The following is a 17,189-nucleotide window of genomic DNA, read 5'->3' as shown; positions in this document are numbered from 1 at the left end:
CTCAGTTTGTCGCGTCTTGCCAGTTCTCGATCGGCGCATAGTCCGTATCGATGTCCTCGGCGATGAATTCAGGACCGGTCAGCGGCTCGCCAGACAGCGCCTTGAGGAAGGCCACCAGCTGCGCTTGCTCGGTCTCGCTCAGGTTCAGCGGCTTGATGCGCGGGTCCTTGTTTTCATCGTCACCGCCACCGGCGTTGTAGAAGGACACCACATCTTCGAGCGTCGCCATCGTGCCGTTATGCATATACGGCGCGGTGTAGGTCAGTTCGCGCAGCGTCGGGGTCATGAAGGTGCCGAACGTGTCGGCGTTGTGGGTACGGATGTAAGCGCCCGGATCGGCGCGCAGGTTCATGTAGTTCGCAACACCGAGGAACTTCATCATGGCCACGAAAGTGATGTGGCGTTCGGGCGTCGCCCAAATGTCCGGGTTGTCCGGAACACCAATATTATGCGGCAGGTCATCGGTGAACCGCTCGCCCGAGTGGCACGAATTGCAGCCGCTGGCGTTGAACAGTTCATAGCCCGCCATGGCCTCTTCCGACATCTCGCCGGTGTCGAAGGGTGCGCCACGCGAGATCAGCGTTTTCAGATATTCGGGGATCGCGTTTCGGACACCACCGTTTGAAGGCTCGCCAAATCCGGCAGCTTCGAACATTTCGACATAAACCGGATCCTGCTTGATGCGTTCCTGCATCAGACGCATGTCCATGTTCATGGAATAGGTCTCGGTGATGCTTTCGCGGGTCACGTCGTTGAGGTTGGTGCCGATGCGTCCATCATGGAACCACGCCGCGCGCTTGGCGCTGTTAATCAACGTCGGAACGTTGCGGAAATGCAGGTTCCCTGCATAGGCGTCCGACAGAGCCTGCCCGTCAGTGAAACCCAATTCCGGCTGGTGGCAGCTGGCACAGGACAGCTCGGTGTCGCCGGACAGGCGTGGATCAAAGAACAATCGCTTCCCAAGAGCCGCCTTGGCTGGATCAAATTCAATTGCTTCCACCGGGCCCGGTTCTTCCGCCTGGGCCTGGTGAACCGGTAACGCGGCACAGATCGTCAGCAGCGAAACTGTCGATAGCGCCGAGAACCATGTTCTGGCTTTGGTCATCATCTAAATGCCCCTTTGTCGCTGGACCGGTCTCTCCGGGTGGCCGAGGACCGGTTGTCCAAATTGTAGAGGGCAGTTGTTTCGTGGTGATTTGATCCAGATTAAGGTCTGTGAAGAGATGTTAAATTTTGTAACGAAGACTCAGCCAAGCAGGGATCGAATGATCCGTGCAAGGTTTCGCACTTCAACCGGCTTTTGCACCATGACCGGAGCGTCATCGGCATTCAAAACCTGTGCGTTTTCGAAATAGCTGCTGATCAGCACGGCTGGAATATCGGCTCTGACCGTACGGGCGGCCTCGATCAGTTCCGTGCCGACAAGTGCTGGCATCATGAGGTCCGTCACGATCGCGTCAAAGGCATCCGGATTGGAATTGAAAGCCTCAATGGCGCGTACAGGATCAGAATATGCCTCTACACGATAGCCAAAGCGCGTCAGCAGACGGCGCGTGACGTACAACACGTTCTCATCATCGTCGACCAGCAGGATATGTTCGTCGCCCGCGACTGCCTCGACGTCCGCCTGCTCTTCCGGGCTAAGCGCAGGCATCAATGGGTAATACAGGCTGAAACGGGTCCCTTTTCCGGGTTCAGAGTGCAACTCTACACGTCCCCTGCACTCTTCAACACTGTTGTGAACGATGGTCAGCCCCAGCCCCGTACCCTTTCCAACCGGCTTTGTAGAAAAGAAGGGCTGGAACACCTTGTCCTGCAGTTCTTTGGACATGCCCGGCCCGGTATCACTGATGTCCAGCCGGATAACGCCGATTGCGTCATCCGGCAGATCATCCAGAACGCTCTTGTCCGCAAGGCCGATGCGCAAAACAACCTCACCTGATTTATCGCCCATCGCTTCGAACGCGTTGTGACAGAGGTTCAGCAGTGTCTGGAAGAACAGTGTGCCGTCAAAATCCACGAAGGCAGTATCGACATTGATCTCGAAACGGGTTTCCACGTTGGGCGGTGCAGAGACTCGGATAAGTTCCAACGCCTCTTTGGCCGCTTTCACCATGTCCCCGCGCTGAGGGTTCCGCGGGCGCTGTCGGGCGAAGGTCAGCATTTTACGCACCAGCGCCTGAGCACGGCGGGCTGCGATGCGTATATGGTCAACCGATGTTTGAATGTCTTCGTTTCCGGCGGCATCCAATTCGATCAGATCGGCATTGCCGGTCACGCTCATCAGGACATTGTTGAAATCGTGCGCGACTGAACCGGCCAGAATGCCGACGGCCTCCATCTTCTGGACCTGAGCGAATTGTTCATTGGTGCGGCGGCTTTCAGTCAGGTCTTCGCCAATTCCGATGTAGTGCGTAATAGCGCCATTCTGATCAACCAGTGGAAAAATCGCATTGGACACCCAATAGTGGCTGCCGTCTTTGCGCAAATTCCGAAACACACCGTACCAGCTTTGACCTTTTTGAAGGCTGCTTTGCAGTTCGCTGTAAACACCCCGCCCCGATTGCCCGGACTGCAATATCTTCGGCGTATGCCCGTAGATCTCATCCGGCTCATAACCGCTGAGTTCAAAGAACTTGCGGTTTGCGTATTCGATCTTGAGGTCCGTATCGGTGATGATGATTGACGCCGGGCTTTGCTCGACCGCACGGGCCAGTTTGCGTTCGGCCAATTCGACCTGTTCTCGCAGGGCGAGCTCGGATTTCAGTCGTTGGTTCGTGCGCAGGATGGAGGAAATCAAAAGGGTCGTCAGAATGGCAATTACACCGATCACGATAATCAGGCCGACCAGCAGAACCGAGAAGTGTCGGACAAAACGTTCGCCCTCCGAGAAGGCTTGCACCATGCCCAACAGACTCTGGTCCCGCTCGGCGATCCACAGGGATTCAAGCTCGGCCAGCGCGGTCAAGGCGTCACTGTCATCGACGCGAACAATGGCGTCGATTTCTTCCGCGCTCAATCCGGCGGCGATACCGGCCTCGATGCGAGGGATGTTGTCTGTATATTCGCGCGCAACCTCTTCGATCTGCAGCAGCGCTTGCAGTTCGGCTATGGAAGGCGTGGTGCCACGGTAGGCTTCAATCGTGGTCAACAGGTTGCGCGATTGTCGCCGGAGTGTCGGCCCATATTCCGGGCTGTGGCGCAGCACGTAGTTTTTGAAGTTATGGATCAGGCCGCCGTAGCCAAAGTACGCGCGTATATCCGAAATCAAGTAGCCCCGTGGCGTGGTATCAGCCGAATAGTCCCGCCACGCCTCATGCATGTCACCGATACGGTTTCCCGTCTCACGCGAAATGTATAGAAACACCGACAGAATTACGGCAAGGGCCACGCCAATGCCAAAAGCGACAGAATAAGCGCGTTTGGTGTAGCTGGGCGAGGAAGCCTGAGATTTCGTCATTTCGGTACTAAACGCATCCGATGATCGAATCTCAACCCGGATCGATTCAAATCTGCTGCGACAGTTTGGGCTGTTTGAACCGTGTTGCTTTGGTATCAGAGAAGCTCTGAAACCAGTACTCGCGTTCAAAGCCACAAGATTCAGTGACGTTGATGGATTGCGCGTCGCCACCAGAGGTGCACCGCAATAACGAACACCGCAATTATTTGCAAAACCAGGCAAAAGAGCCAGCTCGCAGATGGACCGCAAGCTGGCAGGGATTGGCAATCTCTCCTGAAGAATGCCACGGGGAGGGAGCTTATTTCTTGTTGTGGAAGATAAACCCGACGAAGTTCAACAGCAGTTGCGCCGCAAGGATCTGAGTGCTTTCCGACGGGTCGTAGGCCGGGGCTACTTCGACCAGATCTATGCCCACGACGTCGCCGCGTTTGCTCAGACCCTGGAGAATTTCAAGCACGTCGTAATACTGGAATCCACCATGGCTGGGCGTCCCCGTGCCGGGTGCGATCGAGGGGCAGAACGCGTCGATGTCGATGGTGACATAGTAGCGAGCGCCGTCGGGAATACGATCCAGAACCGCTTCGGTTCCCAACTTCCGTACCTGTCGCACCGACAGAATGTCCGAGCCACGGGCGCGGGCGTCTTCATAGCCCTCTTTCGCGGTCGAAGACACGTTGCGGATACCCAGCTGGGTCATGCCTGAAACATAGTCTTTCTCGATCGCGCGGCGCATCGGGTTCCCATGACCGTCGGTGACGCCTTTGCGTTCATCGACGAAATCCAGATGCGCGTCGATCTGGATCACATGGATGGGTCCGTTCTTGGCGCAGTCTTCTTCAAAAGCCCGAATGCAAGGGATGTTGATCGAGTGATCACCACCGATCGTGACCGGCAGCGCGCCAGCATCGAGGATCTTTTTTACTCCGTATTCGATGTTCGCGTGGCTCTCTTCGGTCTTGGTGTGGATGATATCTGCGTCCCCCAGATCGACGATACGTACATCGCTGCCCAGATAGGTGGCGTCGTCCTCGTGGTCATATGCCCCGGCATGACCAAAGCTGAACAGGGTCGAGGCCTCGCGCACCGAACGGGGGCCAAACCGGGCGCCAGAGCGGAACTGACAGCCAAAGTCAAACGGCGCGCCCAGGATCGCCACATCGGCGTCGATGGCGTCCCAGTTTTCGACGTAAGGTTTCTTGCCAAAGGTCGCGATGCCGACAAAAGGCAGGTTCAGACGACCAGATTCATACCCATGTCCCGACATGATTTTCTCCGTTTCTTATGGTTTAGCGATAGGCCAGTTCCGGCAGGAACAGGGCAATTTGAGGGAAGGCTATCAGTAAGCCCGTCACGATCAACAAAATGATCAGGAATGGAGGCACTCCGCGCACAACTTCCACGAAGGGTCGGCGGAACACAGCAATAGCTGTGAACAAGTTACAGCCGAATGGAGGCGTGGCGGCACCGATGGCGACTTGCAACGTGATGAGGACACCGACCAGAACCGGGTCAAGACCGCTGGCCTTGATCATGGGTGCAAAGATCGGAACCAGGATCAGGATCACAACGATCGAGTCCACGAACATGCAGCCGACAAAGAAGGCGACGTTGATGGCAAGCAGCACCATCAGCGGTCCGGCCTGTTCAAGACCCAGCGCGGCGATGATGGTCTGTGGCACCTGCGCAAAGCTGAGCGTCCAGCTGAACGCGGCACCTGCGGCAATCAGGATGAACACCACCGACGTTATGGCACCCGTGGACAGCGCGATATCAAACAGGTCACCTAACTTGATCGAACGGAAGATCACCACTTCGAGCACGACTGCATAGAGCACACAGATCGCGGCCGCCTCGGTTGGTGAAAAGATGCCACCATAGATGCCGCCCACAATGATAGCTGGGAAGCCCATCGGCCACAGCGCTTTGCGCAATGCAGTAAAGCGCTGCCCCCAGCCTTCGCGTGGCAGGACGGGGATGTCATGGCGATAGGCGTAGACCATGCAATAGCCCGAAAACAGCACCACGATCAGCAGGCCCGGCAGGATTCCGGCAATGAATAACTGCGAGATCGAGGTTCCGGAAACCACGCCATAGATGATCATCCCAATGGAAGGCGGGATCAGATAGGCAAGGTCAGCGGCATTCACGATCAGCCCGATCGAGAAACTGTCGCTATAGCCCGATTTTAGCATCCGGGGCCGCATCGCTCCGCCGATGGCCACAACGGTTGCCTGGGTCGAACCACAAACCGCGCCGAACAGCGCGCAGGCAGACGTGACCGAGATCGCCAGCCCGCCTTTGATGTGACCCATGAAACTCATCACCAAATCGATCAGGCGGTTGGCAGAATGTCCGCGTGTGATGATATCGGCGGCCAAAATGAACATGGGCACCGCGATCAGCGCGGCAGGTTTCACACCCCCGATCATCTGCTGGATCAGGATCCGCATGTTCATGTCGGGGAAATAGACAAGGAAGCCCAGTACCGCCGCCGAGATCAGCGGCATTTTCATCGGGAAGCCTGCAAGCAGCAGGACGATCATCACGACCAGCATCAACTCGGTCATTTGTCTGCCTCCGTGGAATCTTCGTAGCGTTGGATTGCGGCTGCGGTTTCGGGATCTTCGTAGCTGTCGACTTCGAGGTACGAGACGTAGACGTCTTCCTCGGCGAAATTCAGATTGCGGATCGCAGTCAGCAGATACTGGAACGAGGCGAGCGTCAGCCCAACCACCACCCAGACGTATGTCAGGTACAGTGGCAGTTGCAGCGCCGGGGTGATCCGCCCGCGAGAGGCGACTTTCTGCACATATTCCAGCGCGTACCAGGCCAGAACCGCCATCACGACCGCCGTGGTGGCCGCGATCACGACCATAAGACCTTTGCGTATCTTGATCGGCAGCGCGTCATAGATCGCCGACATGCGGATGTGAATACCCTTGCGCGTGGCATAGCCCAGCCCCATGAAGGTAACGATGACAATCAAGAACTCATTCAGTTCTTCCGAGAAATAGATGGACTGGTTGAACACATACCGGCCAAAGACGTTGGCGATTGTGTTCGTGGCCATCAGGATGATCCCCCAGCCCAGGATCCAGACTTCGATCCGTCCGATGACGGCGTCGATCTTTCCCAAAAAGCCGAAGGGAGTGGCGGTGCCGCTTTGCATGGTGTCCTCCCTTTGAAAGCCCTCACGCGCAGGGCGCGTGAGGTCGTTTTGAGTGAGTGGTTTGGGTAGGGATCAGTTGCCCGCCAGTTCCGCTTGCAGCGCGTCCAGCAATTCCTGACCGCGCCCGCCAACGGTGTCGACATAAGCCGCCGAGGTGCCGGTGCTGCGCTCGCGGAACGCGTCCCGCTCTTCTTCGGTCAGAACGACCAGACCGATGTCAGGCTTGGCTTCTTTGATGATGTCCAGACGTTTCTGGTTGAAATCCGTGACCACACCGTCAATGAACCCAGTCATGTCGGCCATTGTGTCACGCACCAACTGTTGGCGGTCCGGGCTGAGGGTTTCGAACCAGTCCGAACCAGCAACAACGGTGGTGACAAGTTCCTGCTCGCCGGCCCAGATCAGGTGGCTGGTGACTTCGTAGAACTTCATTTCTTCGATGGTAGGGATCGGGTTGACCTGACCATCGACCGCACCCAGCTGCAGCGCGCCAAATACTTCGCCGAACGGTAGCGGCGTCGGGCTGGCACCCATGTTCTTGTAGGTTTCCAGCAGGATCGGCGACACCATCACCCGCATCTTGAAGTTCTCGAAGTCATCAGGCGTACGGATTTCACGATTGGTGGTCCAGACCTGAGGACCCTCGGAATACATGGTCATCACTTCCAGACCACGCTGGCGGAAATCGTCGTTCAGCGGGCCGTAGATAGTTTCCGAGCTGCTGAGGATCTCCGAAATCGCGACCGGATCAGACGGCAGCAGATAAGGTAGCAGGAAGACCTGGCTTTCGGGAACAATGGTTCCGAGGTTCCCGATCGAAACATTGGTGAACTGGATGATACCGTCGGCAGCTTGCTCAACGGTTTCGGTCGGCGTACCCAAAGTGCCCATTGGGTAAACAGTGACGGTGACGTCGCCGTTGGTGGCGGCTTCGATGCGCGATTTAAACTCTTGCGCATAGGCGTCCATGATCGAGCCAGGAATCTCTTCGATGGCGAATTTCCAGTCTTCGGCCAAAGCGGTGAGTGGCGTCAGGCTAAGCAGTGCAACTGCAGCTGTGTTCCTGAGGTGCCTAAGGGTAAATGTCATGTTGGTTTCCTCCCATTGATCTTTTGTGGTTTGGAGATCGAGAGGCAGGACAACACAGAAATTTACACGAAAAAATATCATATTGATTATGTTCACATAAAGATTTTTCATGTAAACTGCGTGGAAATTCCTGTGGGGCGGATACTCGTTGAAACTGCTCAGAAATACTCTGTTAGAGACTTTCGTGACCGTGGTCGAATGCGGCGGGTTTACCGATGCGCAATACGCTTTGGGCATAACCCAGTCGGCAATCAGCATCCGAATCCGCGATCTTGAGGCCGCGCTTGGATACCGGATCTGCGAACGTGGCCGCGGAGGATTTCACCTGACCGAGCGGGGTGAGATCGCCTATCGTAAAGCTGGCGACATCCTGCGCAGCGCTCGTGATTTTGATGCGGAACTGCTGGAACTGCGCGACACCATAACCGGTGATCTGCGCATTGGACTTGTCGATGCGGTCAACACACTTGCGGACCTTAAGCTGGCAAAGTCGCTAAAGCGGTTCCTAGACCGGCCCAACGAAGTCCGGCTGGAAATCGTGGTGGCATCACCAACCGAACTAACGCAACGCCTGATCACCGGCGACCTGCACGTCGCAATTGCGCCGTTTCGAAATAAGGTAGCTGATCTGGTCTACACCGAACTGTGCCACGAAGAGCACCACTTGTACTGTGGCCGCGATCACCCTCTTTACAAATTGCCCAATGATCAGATCGATCTCGACGTTATCTCGGGCTTTGAAATGTGCCAAAGAAACTACGATATGCTGGTTTCGCCAGAACTTCAGGCCAGACATCCAAAGGCTGTTGTCGCCAACATGGAAGCAATGGCGACCATGATCGAAACCGGGCACTATCTGGGCATGTTGCCGGTTCACTTCGTCGAAAACTGGGGGCGCCGCGACAGACTGCGAGAACTTGCACCAAACATGTTGAACTGGACGTCGACATTCTATCTCGCAACCCGGGCGCCCCGGGCACATCGCCGCGCGGTCGAGTTGTTTGTGCAGGATATCTGTGGTTCCGAACCGAAAACGGCGTAATTGAAACCCAGTTTCTCGGCTAAAGCGCGGTCAGTTCAGCTTCCTCTCGCAGCCAACTGAGAAATGCTTCGCGGGCGGGAGTCAGTGAATGGGGCGAAGGTGGGAGGAGGTAATACCCTTCGACCAGTTCCGCTGAATCCGCAAATGGGCGCGTGAGTTGCCCTTTTGCCAACAGGTCAGACACCAGAGTGTCATGCGCCATGGTAATTCCGGCATTATTCAGCGCCGCATTGATCGCAATGACATAAGTCGACGTCAGATTGACCTGTCCTGACCTCTCAAAGGCAACCCCGCTGGCCTGGCACCAGGATTCCCACGTACCCGTGGTGCCGGCACAGTCAAATAGAACCGCTGTTTCCAGATCGATTTCTCCGCCTTGATATTCGGGCGCACAGACCGGGTAAAACCGATCTGTGGTCAACCTTTCAGCTGGTTCGGTCATCTCATCGGGGCGGCCGAACCGAATTTCCAACGCAGCTTGCGATGCATGCCGTTCCGGGTCCCAAATCGGCGTTATGATATCAAGCACCAGCCAGGGGTGTTGGGCATACAGCCGATGCAGGCGCGGGGTAAGCCAAAACACCGAGAAAGCCATGTTGCATTGCACACGGACGATTTCACCCGCATGCGATCCGGTGAACGCGCGCGTGCTGTTGGCTATCAGTGCAAAGGCTTCACGTATGCCGGGCAGATAATTTGCCCCATCCTCGGTCAACTCCAACATCCGGGTTTTGCGGACAAACAAGTCCCGACCAAGAAACGCCTCTAGGCTGCGCACATGCTGACTGACTGCCGATTGCGTCAGGTTCAACTCGGTCGCAGCACGTGTGAAACTCAGATGGCGCGCGCTTTCATCAAATGCGCGCAACCAGGTCAGAGGGGGTAAACCTGAGGCCGGATTGATCATGCACGATACCTCCATTAATTTTCTTAATGACATAACCTAAGATTCATCATTTGTCATCGAAGCAGATCGTGAGGCATCTCTTTTTCAACTCGGGAGGAGATGCAAATTGCCGCAAACTGCGCGTTCCAAAAGCCAGACTTACTGGTCGGAAAGAAGTGATTTGGCCGCCGCGTTGGACCGAACACAGCGGCTGATTGGCACGGCGTCCTAGAAAAAACCGCGCAAGAACTGCGAGACCCGGATCGAATAGACGACTACCTAGCCGAGCTAAGGGCCGTTCCGGAATACGAAACCGACGATTACGCGAGCTGAGATCATGCCAGACTATGTCCCAACGAATGCTGCCTCTTCCGGTGTGAAGCTGGACAAGAAGACCCTGAAATCCATCGCCGCCCGATCCGACCGTCCAGGGCTGGTCTACTTGGCCAAGTGGGTGGGTGCCCTGTGTCTGACCGGCACGCTGGTTTGGCTAAGCCTTGGCACTTTGTGGATGTGGCCTGCGATGTTTGTGCATGGCGTGGTGCTGACCGTGCCAGCCTATTCTTTCAGTCATGAAACCGCCCATGGCACCGCCTTTCGCACGCGCTGGCTGAATGAAGCTGTGCTGTGGGTCACCTCACTTCTGTACATGGAAGAACCACTGCATCGGCGCTACACCCACACCAACCATCACACGCATACATGGCATGTAGGCAAGGACAGCCAGATGCCCTTTGATACGCCCATGGGTTTCGGCGGTTGGCTGACCGAGATCACAGGTTTTGGTCTGTTGCGCTTTCACATGCAGGTGTTCTGGCATCTGGCGATCGGTCACTACACCGACACCATGAAAATGGTGACACCCGAAAACGAGTTCGCGAGGATGACCCGCAACGCGCGGATCATGCTTGCGATCTATACGCTGATCGCCATTGCGCCCTTTGTCGGCGTTTGGTGGCCTGTCTGGTTCATCGTGATGCCGCGCATCATGGGTGCGCCGGTCATGTTGCTGTTTACCCTGATCCAACATGTCGAGTTGCAAGAGAACTCGCCTTCAATCCTGGACAGCACCCGTTCGTTCCGTGGGCATTGGTTGGCGAACTTCCTGTACATGAACATGAACAACCATGTCGAACACCACCTGTATCCGCAGGTGCCATTCCACGCCCTGCCCGATCTGGCCGAGGCCGTTCACGATCAGGTGCCAGAACCTGACCCTGGTTTCCTGCGCACCAATTGGGAAGTCTTTGTCATCACGTTGCGTCGCACGTTGAGTCTGTCGACCAAGGCCCAATCGATCCGGCAGGCTCCCCACATGATAACCAGCGGCGGGCCAGTGGAACGTATTGCAGAAAGGACGATGTAACATGAAGCGCATCTATGACTTCAGCCGCAACCCGGCGATCCGCAACTATACGGTAGCCGATTTGAAGGCGCTCAAGGGATCGGGCAAAAAGCTGTCCATGGCCAATCCGGCCGACAACGACCAGATCCGCGCCTGTGTCGAAGCGGGGATCGACCTGTTCGTCGTCGGCTCTAATCAGATTGAAGACATCCGCAGGCTGGCACCGGCGCATTTCACCGGGGTGGGCTCGACCTGGGCGCGGTTTGGTTCGGATGATGAAATCGTCGCAGACGCCTTTGACGCGATGCGACGTGGGTCCGACATGTACTATACATTGCGATCCTTTGACGTGATGGAGCGCATGGCCCGCGAAGGTATTCCGGTTCAAAGCCATATCGGGCTGATCCCCACGTTCAGCCACCATTGCGGTGGGTTGCGCGCTTTTGGCCGCAAGGCTGAAGAGGCGATGGAAATCTGGACCACACTGAAGCGCATGGAAGACGTCGGCGTCTTCGCGGTTGAAGCCGAGTGCATCGCCGAAGAGGTTCTTGAGGCCGTGAACGACAAGACCTCGGTCGTCACATTCTCGCTGGGGTCGGGGATGGCAGGAGATGCCATTTTCTCGTTTCTGGCCGATATCTGTGGCGAAGCCAGCGAAGAGAAAAAACCGCCGAAACACGCCCACGCCTTTGGACAGGTCGGCCGGTTGCACAAACAGATCCACGACGAACGTGTCGCCGCCCTGAGTGAATTTCACCGCGAAGGCGCTGCAGGCAACTTCCCTTATCCGCAGACCAATATTTCGATGCACGCGGGCGAGAAGGAAAAGTTCCTCGAGGCCCTCGATAAATGGACGCCGACGCACAAATGAACGACGCAACCGACTATAGCCGGGCCTTTGCCGCTAAGCCCCAGCCGTTAACGCTTGAACAAGCCGCATGGATCACCCCGCCAATGCAGGCCGTCGATACCGAAGGGATGATCGACGTACCGCGAATGCGCCGGTATCGCCAAAACCGGCTGCGTGAACAAATCCGGGCGCAGGGCCTGGACGCGATCATTCTGGTCGAGCCGCTGTCGATCCGCTATGCAACCGGCGTGCGCAACTGCACCTTGTTCCAGATGCATATTCAGGCCGGGTATCTGTTCATACCCGCCGACGGGCCGGTGGTCTATTTCGACTCGGAACCCGGGCGGAACACCGGTAGCACCTTGGAGACCATCGACGAAATCCGCGACGACCTGCTGCCGCTGTCCTACATGTTCGCGGGGCCGCGGCATGACGAATGGACACTAAAGTGGGCCAATCAGATGGATGACCTGATCCAACAGCATTGCGGGCAAGGAGCGAAGAAGATCGCCATCGAACGCGCCGGGTTCCATGCCGAGCAGGCTTTGGTGAACAAGGGCCATATGGTGTCGGACGTCGCCCCGGTTCTGGCACATGCACGCAAGATAAAGTCTCCCGAAGAAATCCTTGCCATGAACCTGACGATCGCGGTGGCCGAGGATGGCATGACCCGGATGCGGGACAATTTGCGCAATGGGGTGATGGAACAAGAGCTATGGGCGCATATGTGGTCCGCCCTGATTGAGGGCGGCGGCGAATGGCTGGACTATCGCTTGCTGGCGTCAGGCGAAAGGACAAACCCGTGGCAGCAAGAGGCGTCCTCGCGCATGATCCGCGCCGGTGATCTTGTCGTGTTCGACTGCGGCATGGTCGGGCCGTTCAGTTATGGTGCCGACATCTCGCGCGCGTTCCGCTGCGGGCCTGGGCGGCCTTCGGACTATCAGAAAAGCCTGTATACCATGGCCCATACCGAGGTGATGGAGAACACGAAGCTGGTTCAAAGCGGGGCTGCGTTTTCCGAGATTGCGCTCAGCCGCCATCTGCCGCCTGCGGGCTTTAGCGACCAGCCTTACCCTTGTATGATGCACGGTTTGGGCATGGCGGACGAATGGCCGGTGATCCTGCATTCTCCGGATCACCCGGAATTCTACGACGGCCAGCTAGAGCCCGGAATGGTGATTTGCGTCGAAAGCTATATCGGCGAGATCGGTGGGGTCGAGGGTGTGAAACTCGAAGACATGGTGCTGGTCACCGAAAGCGGCCCGATCACCCTGTCGCGATATCCCTTTGAAGAAGAACTGATGACAAAAGAGGTCTAGGCACATGAGCAACTGGGTACAGGCGTGCAGCACGGATGACATCGACGAAGAAGATCTGATCCGCTGGGACCACGGCGATCAGACCTATGCGATCTACAACACGGAAAAAGGGTTCTTTGCCACCGACGGCCACTGCACCCATGAGGAGCAACACTTGGAGGACGGACTGGTCATCGACTGCGTCATCGAATGCCCTTTGCACGGGGGCCGGTTTGACATTTGCACGGGTAAGGCACTTTCCGCTCCATGCACCGAAGATCTCAAGACCTATCCGGTCAAGATTGAAGGCGGCCAGGTTTTTGTTCAACTGGGCTAGACATTCAATCAAGTCGGGTCAATCGGTTCAGTTTCGGAACGCGTCTGCGCGTTCCGAAAGCAAAAAATACTGACCCCTCATAGACTTAAAACCCAGGCTTATGCGAGAGGGTCGCATTACCGACTGAGCCCTTTTTGCATTGACCTTTGCCAGCATGCTGGCATCTATCGGCCATGACAATTCGCAAGCCGACAGTTTCTGATGCATCCAGCATTGCCGCGATCTCGATTGAGGTGTGGATCGGCACGTATCTTAAACGCGGTGTGAATGCCACATTTGCCGACTACGCGTTAAAGGAATTTACACCGTCCAAAATAGATAATCTCATCCTTGATCCGGACCAAATCATCCTTGTTTCCGAAAACGACGAAGGGATTGACGGTTTCATTCGGGTGTCTTCCGCGAGCAAGGCGCCAGTGCCCGGTTGTTCAGAACTGGAAATCTCAACCTTCTACGTCCAACCGCGTCATCATGGTAAAGGGATCGGCAAACGCTTGTTGGCTGCTGCGCTCCAACACTGCCGTCAAAAAGACGCCAAGTCGGTTTGGCTTGCCACCAATGCAGAGAACGATCCCGCCATTGCTTTCTACCTCGCGCAGGGGTTCGAGCACGTTGGAGAAACTCAGTTCCTAATCGGCGGCCAGGGATACCTGAACAACGTGTATGCATTGCAGTTGGCATAGCTTTCCGTATCACGGCAATGGCAACTTCGTCCCGTTGATCGCACGATCGACGCGAAAAGCCACTCTTAGTGCGAGCGGTTCAGTAGGGATGCAGCGAATGTCCCATTCGGCATTTTCTACCGGTGTTCTTCAGGCACCCAATCCTCGGCGTCATTGTTCCAGAACCTGTTGGGATTGTCCTCATCTACACCCCGGATATGCAGGGTTCGTACGCAAGGCTGGACAAAGATCACCGGCTCTTCATAGGGGTGCGATGAATAGATGCTTCTGAGGATCTGGCTAACTTTCCCCTCGTCGCTGGCCAGAAAGAATGACAGCTCACTGCAGGGCACCTCGACCGCCTTTGGGGTTGCTGCGTTGCGTCCACTCCCCAACGATCTGAATTGCTGGATACCCGGCGCGGTTCGATAGGTGACACTGTCATAGTCGCCGTACTTCAATGCGTCATCCACCAGAACCGCGTCCACGATCCCTTGCACGTGTGTAACAGGAACCTGAACAGTAATCCGCAGGCCATTTTCAGGAACGAACCTGTCTTTGTCGAGTTTGGGCAATGTCATGACAATCTCCAACAGTTTGCCTGAAGGGATAGCTCGTATCGGTGGCGCTGTGGAAAAGGACGGTTCGCTGACGGTCGAACCGTCAGGTGCGATCGGTGCCGTCCACTGTATTACTGTTCAGGCCAAACCAGCGTTCGAGCGCATCATACCCGTCAGATGTGACAGTCAGGGCTCGGCTTCCAGTCCTGCGCTCCAACCACTTCACAGCCAGGGCCTTTTGCATGAACGCCGTAGCCAGCGGCCCAGAAATATGGTGCCGCCGCTCTGTCCAATCCAGGCAGAGCTTTGCCGGAGGTTTTCCAGAAGAAACAGGCAGGACTTCGATCCCGATGTCGTCAACAAAGGCCTGATAGCGTGAGCCAAATGTGATGGCATCGTCACGGAGGGTCAGCACGTCAATGGCAACAAGACGCTCTGTCATCAATACACCAAGCCTGCCTGCAATATGATTGTAGCAACTGCGCGCCCGTTGTGTGTCCGTTGCGATCTGTCCCGGGCGGGCCAGGTGGTCGGTTGGCGATAGCGTTGCCAGCCTTTCCAACACCTCGGCTATGTCGGCACTCGCAACACGATGATAGACATGCCGCCCGCTGCGCAGCGAGGAAGTCAGGCCAGCCAGTTCGAGTTGCTTGAGATGCACACTCGCCGTTTGAGGGCTGACGTTTGCCGCGCAGGCCAACTCTTTGTTCGTGAATGCGCGCCCATCCATCAATTCACAAAGGATGCGGGATCGGCTGGGATCGGCGAGCGCCGCCCCGATGATGTCCAGTCTGGGTTCGATTGCCATGTGAAACAGGGTAATGGTAGATCAGGCGTGCGGCCAGTAAGAACCATTCGATGGCGAACGAAGCAAGCTGCAAGTTGGGCTTTGATCAATCGTCCGCAATGCCCCTCTCCTGCTTCATTGGCGGATCAAGACGCATCATTCAAGCGAATTACGCAGTGCTGCAGGTGATGGTTGGACAGATCACTCTTCGGCTGGCGGCACAGCCCGCTGATAAAGATGCCATGTGGTATGGCCTAGGATCGGTAGGGTGAAGATCAAGCCCAGAAACGCCGGAACAAGCGACAAGAGCATCGTGACAGAGATGATCGCCGCCCAGCCGAGCATGACCACCGGGTTTTCCGTGACGACACGAATGGACGTCAACATGGCGGAAACGAAGTTAGTCTCCCGGTCGAGCAGCATGGGCATGGCAACGACGGTCACCGTGAACAGGACAGCCGACAGAAATGCGCCAACACAGGTGCCAACAGCAAGGAAGGTCCAACCCTGCGGTGTGAACAAAACGGTGTTCAGAAAACCGTCAAAATCCGAGAAGGATGCATTCTGCAGGATGATCGCCAGCCACAGCCGAATCTGGTAAATCCACACCCAGAAAATGAACAGTGTGACAAAGGCCATCCAGCCCATTTCGCGTTTGCTCTGGTTGGCCATGACGGCAAGGATTTCAGACCAGCCGAAACTCTCTCCCTTCTGCATCCGGCGGGACATTTCATAGAGCCCCGCGGCGGCAAATGGCGCGACCAACGGAAAGCCAACAACGGCGGGAATGATCATCCAGATCTTGCCAAGCCAGACCAGGCTCCAAACAAACAGAAGGCCGAATACCGCATAGAACAGGCCAAAAAAGCCGCTCATGATGGGACGAGCCAGAAAGTCGGAAAACCCAGCCTTCAGCGAGGCGGTGATATCATCCGCAGTCACTTTATTGACCCTGAGCATGGCCCCGGGCTGCGGTGTCAGGTTGTCTGGTGGTGTGGAACCTGTGGTCTTGGATGTCATAACATACTCCTCCAAAAGCATGACCCCACACTGGTCCGTTTGTTAACAGACCCAGCGGTGAAACAGACATCCCTCCTCCGCGTACAAGTTTGCATCAGGTAAAGCTTAAGGGCAAGAAGTGAGTATGGCAGCCAAATCCTCCTCTCCCTTCGAAACCAGCCCAACGTGCCTTCGCAGGCACATCGCAGCTAATGCCGGCAAAGAGCCGTAGCCAACCCGGCGTATGCCTTGAGATTATGGCGGAGCTGGCTTGTAGCACGCAATTGATACTCGATGCGATCGGACAAACACATATGAGCGTCAATTGTCCGCACCAGTTTTTTCGCGATTCCACCAACGGTTGGGATTAGAGTTGTGCGGGTCATAGCTTGCGCGACTAGCCCAACAGTCTTTGATGAAGATCAGTGGATCTTCGTAATGGTGAACGTCATGTATCGCATCCAGAACACGCCCTAGCGTCGGGACCCATTGATTTCCGTTTTGCGGCGTGATTCACGGTTCAAAAACGAGCGGTGAACGTGTCTGATCTCTTCTGGCTTGCGGATGCGCAAATGGCGCGTCTGTAGCCCTTCTTCCCGAAGCCCCACGGCAAACCGCGCGTCGATGACAGGCGTGTGGTGAGCGGGATTATCTTCATCAATCGCAATGGTTTGCGGTGGCGGGATGCCCCTGCTGCCCATGGAC

The 17,189-nt window shown here is 56.2% G+C and carries 16 protein-coding genes and 1 pseudogene; 7 read left to right on the top strand and 10 right to left on the bottom strand.

Going from position 1 to position 17,189, the window contains the following annotated elements:
* Window position 1 precedes the first annotated feature (1 nt).
* The 6 genes from ACR0J0_RS20755 to ACR0J0_RS20730 form a co-directional block, all read right to left on the bottom strand.
* Window positions 2-1,108 carry a cytochrome-c peroxidase gene (locus tag ACR0J0_RS20755; protein ID WP_480665896.1) on the bottom strand — a complete coding sequence of 369 codons (1,107 nt, stop codon included), beginning with the start codon at window positions 1,106-1,108 and terminating at the stop codon, window positions 2-4.
* Between the two features lie 138 nt (window positions 1,109-1,246).
* Complete coding sequence (locus tag ACR0J0_RS20750; protein ID WP_480665895.1) at window positions 1,247-3,460, bottom strand: hybrid sensor histidine kinase/response regulator; 2,214 nt, start codon at window positions 3,458-3,460, stop codon at window positions 1,247-1,249.
* A gap of 298 nt (window positions 3,461-3,758) precedes the next feature.
* On the bottom strand, window positions 3,759-4,724 hold the full coding sequence (gene speB / locus ACR0J0_RS20745; RefSeq protein ID WP_480665894.1) for an agmatinase: 966 nt from the start codon (window positions 4,722-4,724) through the stop codon (window positions 3,759-3,761).
* A 22-nt stretch (window positions 4,725-4,746) separates the two neighbouring features.
* Window positions 4,747-6,027 carry a TRAP transporter large permease gene (locus ACR0J0_RS20740; RefSeq protein ID WP_480665893.1) on the bottom strand — a complete coding sequence of 427 codons (1,281 nt, stop codon included), beginning with the start codon at window positions 6,025-6,027 and terminating at the stop codon, window positions 4,747-4,749.
* On the bottom strand, window positions 6,024-6,629 hold the full coding sequence (locus ACR0J0_RS20735; protein ID WP_480665892.1) for a TRAP transporter small permease: 606 nt from the start codon (window positions 6,627-6,629) through the stop codon (window positions 6,024-6,026). The genes ACR0J0_RS20740 and ACR0J0_RS20735 overlap by 4 nt, the downstream gene beginning before the upstream one ends.
* A gap of 72 nt (window positions 6,630-6,701) precedes the next feature.
* Window positions 6,702-7,718 (bottom strand): TRAP transporter substrate-binding protein, encoded by a 1,017-nt coding sequence (locus ACR0J0_RS20730; protein ID WP_480665891.1) that lies wholly within the window; start codon window positions 7,716-7,718, stop codon window positions 6,702-6,704.
* Window positions 7,719-7,866: 148 nt separating this feature from the next.
* Between ACR0J0_RS20730 and ACR0J0_RS20725 the strand changes: the two genes are divergently transcribed.
* Window positions 7,867-8,760, top strand: a complete 894-nt coding sequence (locus ACR0J0_RS20725; protein ID WP_480665890.1) for a LysR family transcriptional regulator — start codon at window positions 7,867-7,869, stop codon at window positions 8,758-8,760.
* 19 nt (window positions 8,761-8,779) lie between these two features.
* On the opposite strand, the gene ACR0J0_RS20720 is transcribed toward ACR0J0_RS20725, so the two are convergent.
* Window positions 8,780-9,667, bottom strand: a complete 888-nt coding sequence (locus ACR0J0_RS20720) for a LysR family transcriptional regulator (RefSeq protein WP_480665889.1) — start codon at window positions 9,665-9,667, stop codon at window positions 8,780-8,782.
* A 316-nt stretch (window positions 9,668-9,983) separates the two neighbouring features.
* Between ACR0J0_RS20720 and ACR0J0_RS20715 the strand changes: the two genes are divergently transcribed.
* The 5 genes from ACR0J0_RS20715 (at window position 9,984) to ACR0J0_RS20695 (ending at window position 14,159) form a co-directional block, all read left to right on the top strand.
* Window positions 9,984-11,012 carry a fatty acid desaturase gene (locus tag ACR0J0_RS20715; RefSeq protein WP_480665888.1) on the top strand — a complete coding sequence of 343 codons (1,029 nt, stop codon included), beginning with the start codon at window positions 9,984-9,986 and terminating at the stop codon, window positions 11,010-11,012.
* A gap of 1 nt (window position 11,013) precedes the next feature.
* Window positions 11,014-11,862: a 3-methyl-2-oxobutanoate hydroxymethyltransferase gene (locus tag ACR0J0_RS20710; RefSeq protein ID WP_480665887.1), complete on the top strand. Its 849-nt coding sequence runs from the start codon at window positions 11,014-11,016 to the stop codon at window positions 11,860-11,862.
* Window positions 11,859-13,160 carry a M24 family metallopeptidase gene (locus tag ACR0J0_RS20705; protein WP_480665886.1) on the top strand — a complete coding sequence of 434 codons (1,302 nt, stop codon included), beginning with the start codon at window positions 11,859-11,861 and terminating at the stop codon, window positions 13,158-13,160. The genes ACR0J0_RS20710 and ACR0J0_RS20705 overlap by 4 nt, the downstream gene beginning before the upstream one ends.
* Before the next feature lie 4 nt (window positions 13,161-13,164).
* Window positions 13,165-13,476 carry a non-heme iron oxygenase ferredoxin subunit gene (locus ACR0J0_RS20700; RefSeq protein ID WP_480665885.1) on the top strand — a complete coding sequence of 104 codons (312 nt, stop codon included), beginning with the start codon at window positions 13,165-13,167 and terminating at the stop codon, window positions 13,474-13,476.
* 173 nt (window positions 13,477-13,649) lie between these two features.
* Entirely contained in the window at window positions 13,650-14,159 is a 510-nt protein-coding gene (locus tag ACR0J0_RS20695; RefSeq protein WP_480665884.1) for an N-acetyltransferase family protein, read from the top strand.
* 116 nt (window positions 14,160-14,275) lie between these two features.
* Here the strand turns inward: ACR0J0_RS20695 and ACR0J0_RS20690 are convergent, their stop codons facing one another.
* From ACR0J0_RS20690 to ACR0J0_RS20680, 3 genes are all read right to left on the bottom strand, one after another.
* Window positions 14,276-14,719 (bottom strand): YqfO family protein, encoded by a 444-nt coding sequence (locus ACR0J0_RS20690; protein ID WP_480665883.1) that lies wholly within the window; start codon window positions 14,717-14,719, stop codon window positions 14,276-14,278.
* An 82-nt stretch (window positions 14,720-14,801) separates the two neighbouring features.
* On the bottom strand, window positions 14,802-15,506 hold the full coding sequence (locus ACR0J0_RS20685; RefSeq protein ID WP_480665882.1) for an ArsR/SmtB family transcription factor: 705 nt from the start codon (window positions 15,504-15,506) through the stop codon (window positions 14,802-14,804).
* A 180-nt stretch (window positions 15,507-15,686) separates the two neighbouring features.
* Entirely contained in the window at window positions 15,687-16,505 is an 819-nt protein-coding gene (locus tag ACR0J0_RS20680) for a DUF2189 domain-containing protein (protein WP_480665880.1), read from the bottom strand.
* Window positions 16,506-17,023: 518 nt separating this feature from the next.
* Here ACR0J0_RS20680 and ACR0J0_RS20675 point away from each other — a divergent pair.
* A pseudogene (locus tag ACR0J0_RS20675) lies at window positions 17,024-17,189 on the top strand (transposase); the annotation flags it as partial.

The organism is Ruegeria sp. BF12 (assembly GCF_056538705.1).
The sequence above is the reverse complement of the archived record's forward strand: the minus strand, read 5'-3'. Positions and strand labels throughout refer to the sequence as shown.

Bases quoted from the DNA above. Each gene is read 5' to 3' on its own strand.
- ACR0J0_RS20755 (WP_480665896.1), bottom strand. From the start codon at position 1,108: ATGATGACCAAAGCCAGAACATGGTTCTCGGCGCTATCGACAGTTTCG.
- ACR0J0_RS20750 (WP_480665895.1), bottom strand. From the start codon at position 3,460: ATGACGAAATCTCAGGCTTCCTCGCCCAGCTACACCAAACGCGCTTAT.
- speB (WP_480665894.1), bottom strand. From the start codon at position 4,724: ATGTCGGGACATGGGTATGAATCTGGTCGTCTGAACCTGCCTTTTGTC.
- ACR0J0_RS20740 (WP_480665893.1), bottom strand. From the start codon at position 6,027: ATGACCGAGTTGATGCTGGTCGTGATGATCGTCCTGCTGCTTGCAGGC.
- ACR0J0_RS20735 (WP_480665892.1), bottom strand. From the start codon at position 6,629: ATGCAAAGCGGCACCGCCACTCCCTTCGGCTTTTTGGGAAAGATCGAC.
- ACR0J0_RS20730 (WP_480665891.1), bottom strand. From the start codon at position 7,718: ATGACATTTACCCTTAGGCACCTCAGGAACACAGCTGCAGTTGCACTG.
- ACR0J0_RS20720 (WP_480665889.1), bottom strand. From the start codon at position 9,667: ATGATCAATCCGGCCTCAGGTTTACCCCCTCTGACCTGGTTGCGCGCA.
- ACR0J0_RS20715 (WP_480665888.1), top strand. From the start codon at position 9,984: ATGCCAGACTATGTCCCAACGAATGCTGCCTCTTCCGGTGTGAAGCTG.
- ACR0J0_RS20710 (WP_480665887.1), top strand. From the start codon at position 11,014: ATGAAGCGCATCTATGACTTCAGCCGCAACCCGGCGATCCGCAACTAT.
- ACR0J0_RS20705 (WP_480665886.1), top strand. From the start codon at position 11,859: ATGAACGACGCAACCGACTATAGCCGGGCCTTTGCCGCTAAGCCCCAG.
- ACR0J0_RS20700 (WP_480665885.1), top strand. From the start codon at position 13,165: ATGAGCAACTGGGTACAGGCGTGCAGCACGGATGACATCGACGAAGAA.
- ACR0J0_RS20695 (WP_480665884.1), top strand. From the start codon at position 13,650: ATGACAATTCGCAAGCCGACAGTTTCTGATGCATCCAGCATTGCCGCG.
- ACR0J0_RS20690 (WP_480665883.1), bottom strand. From the start codon at position 14,719: ATGACATTGCCCAAACTCGACAAAGACAGGTTCGTTCCTGAAAATGGC.
- ACR0J0_RS20685 (WP_480665882.1), bottom strand. From the start codon at position 15,506: ATGGCAATCGAACCCAGACTGGACATCATCGGGGCGGCGCTCGCCGAT.
- ACR0J0_RS20680 (WP_480665880.1), bottom strand. From the start codon at position 16,505: ATGACATCCAAGACCACAGGTTCCACACCACCAGACAACCTGACACCG.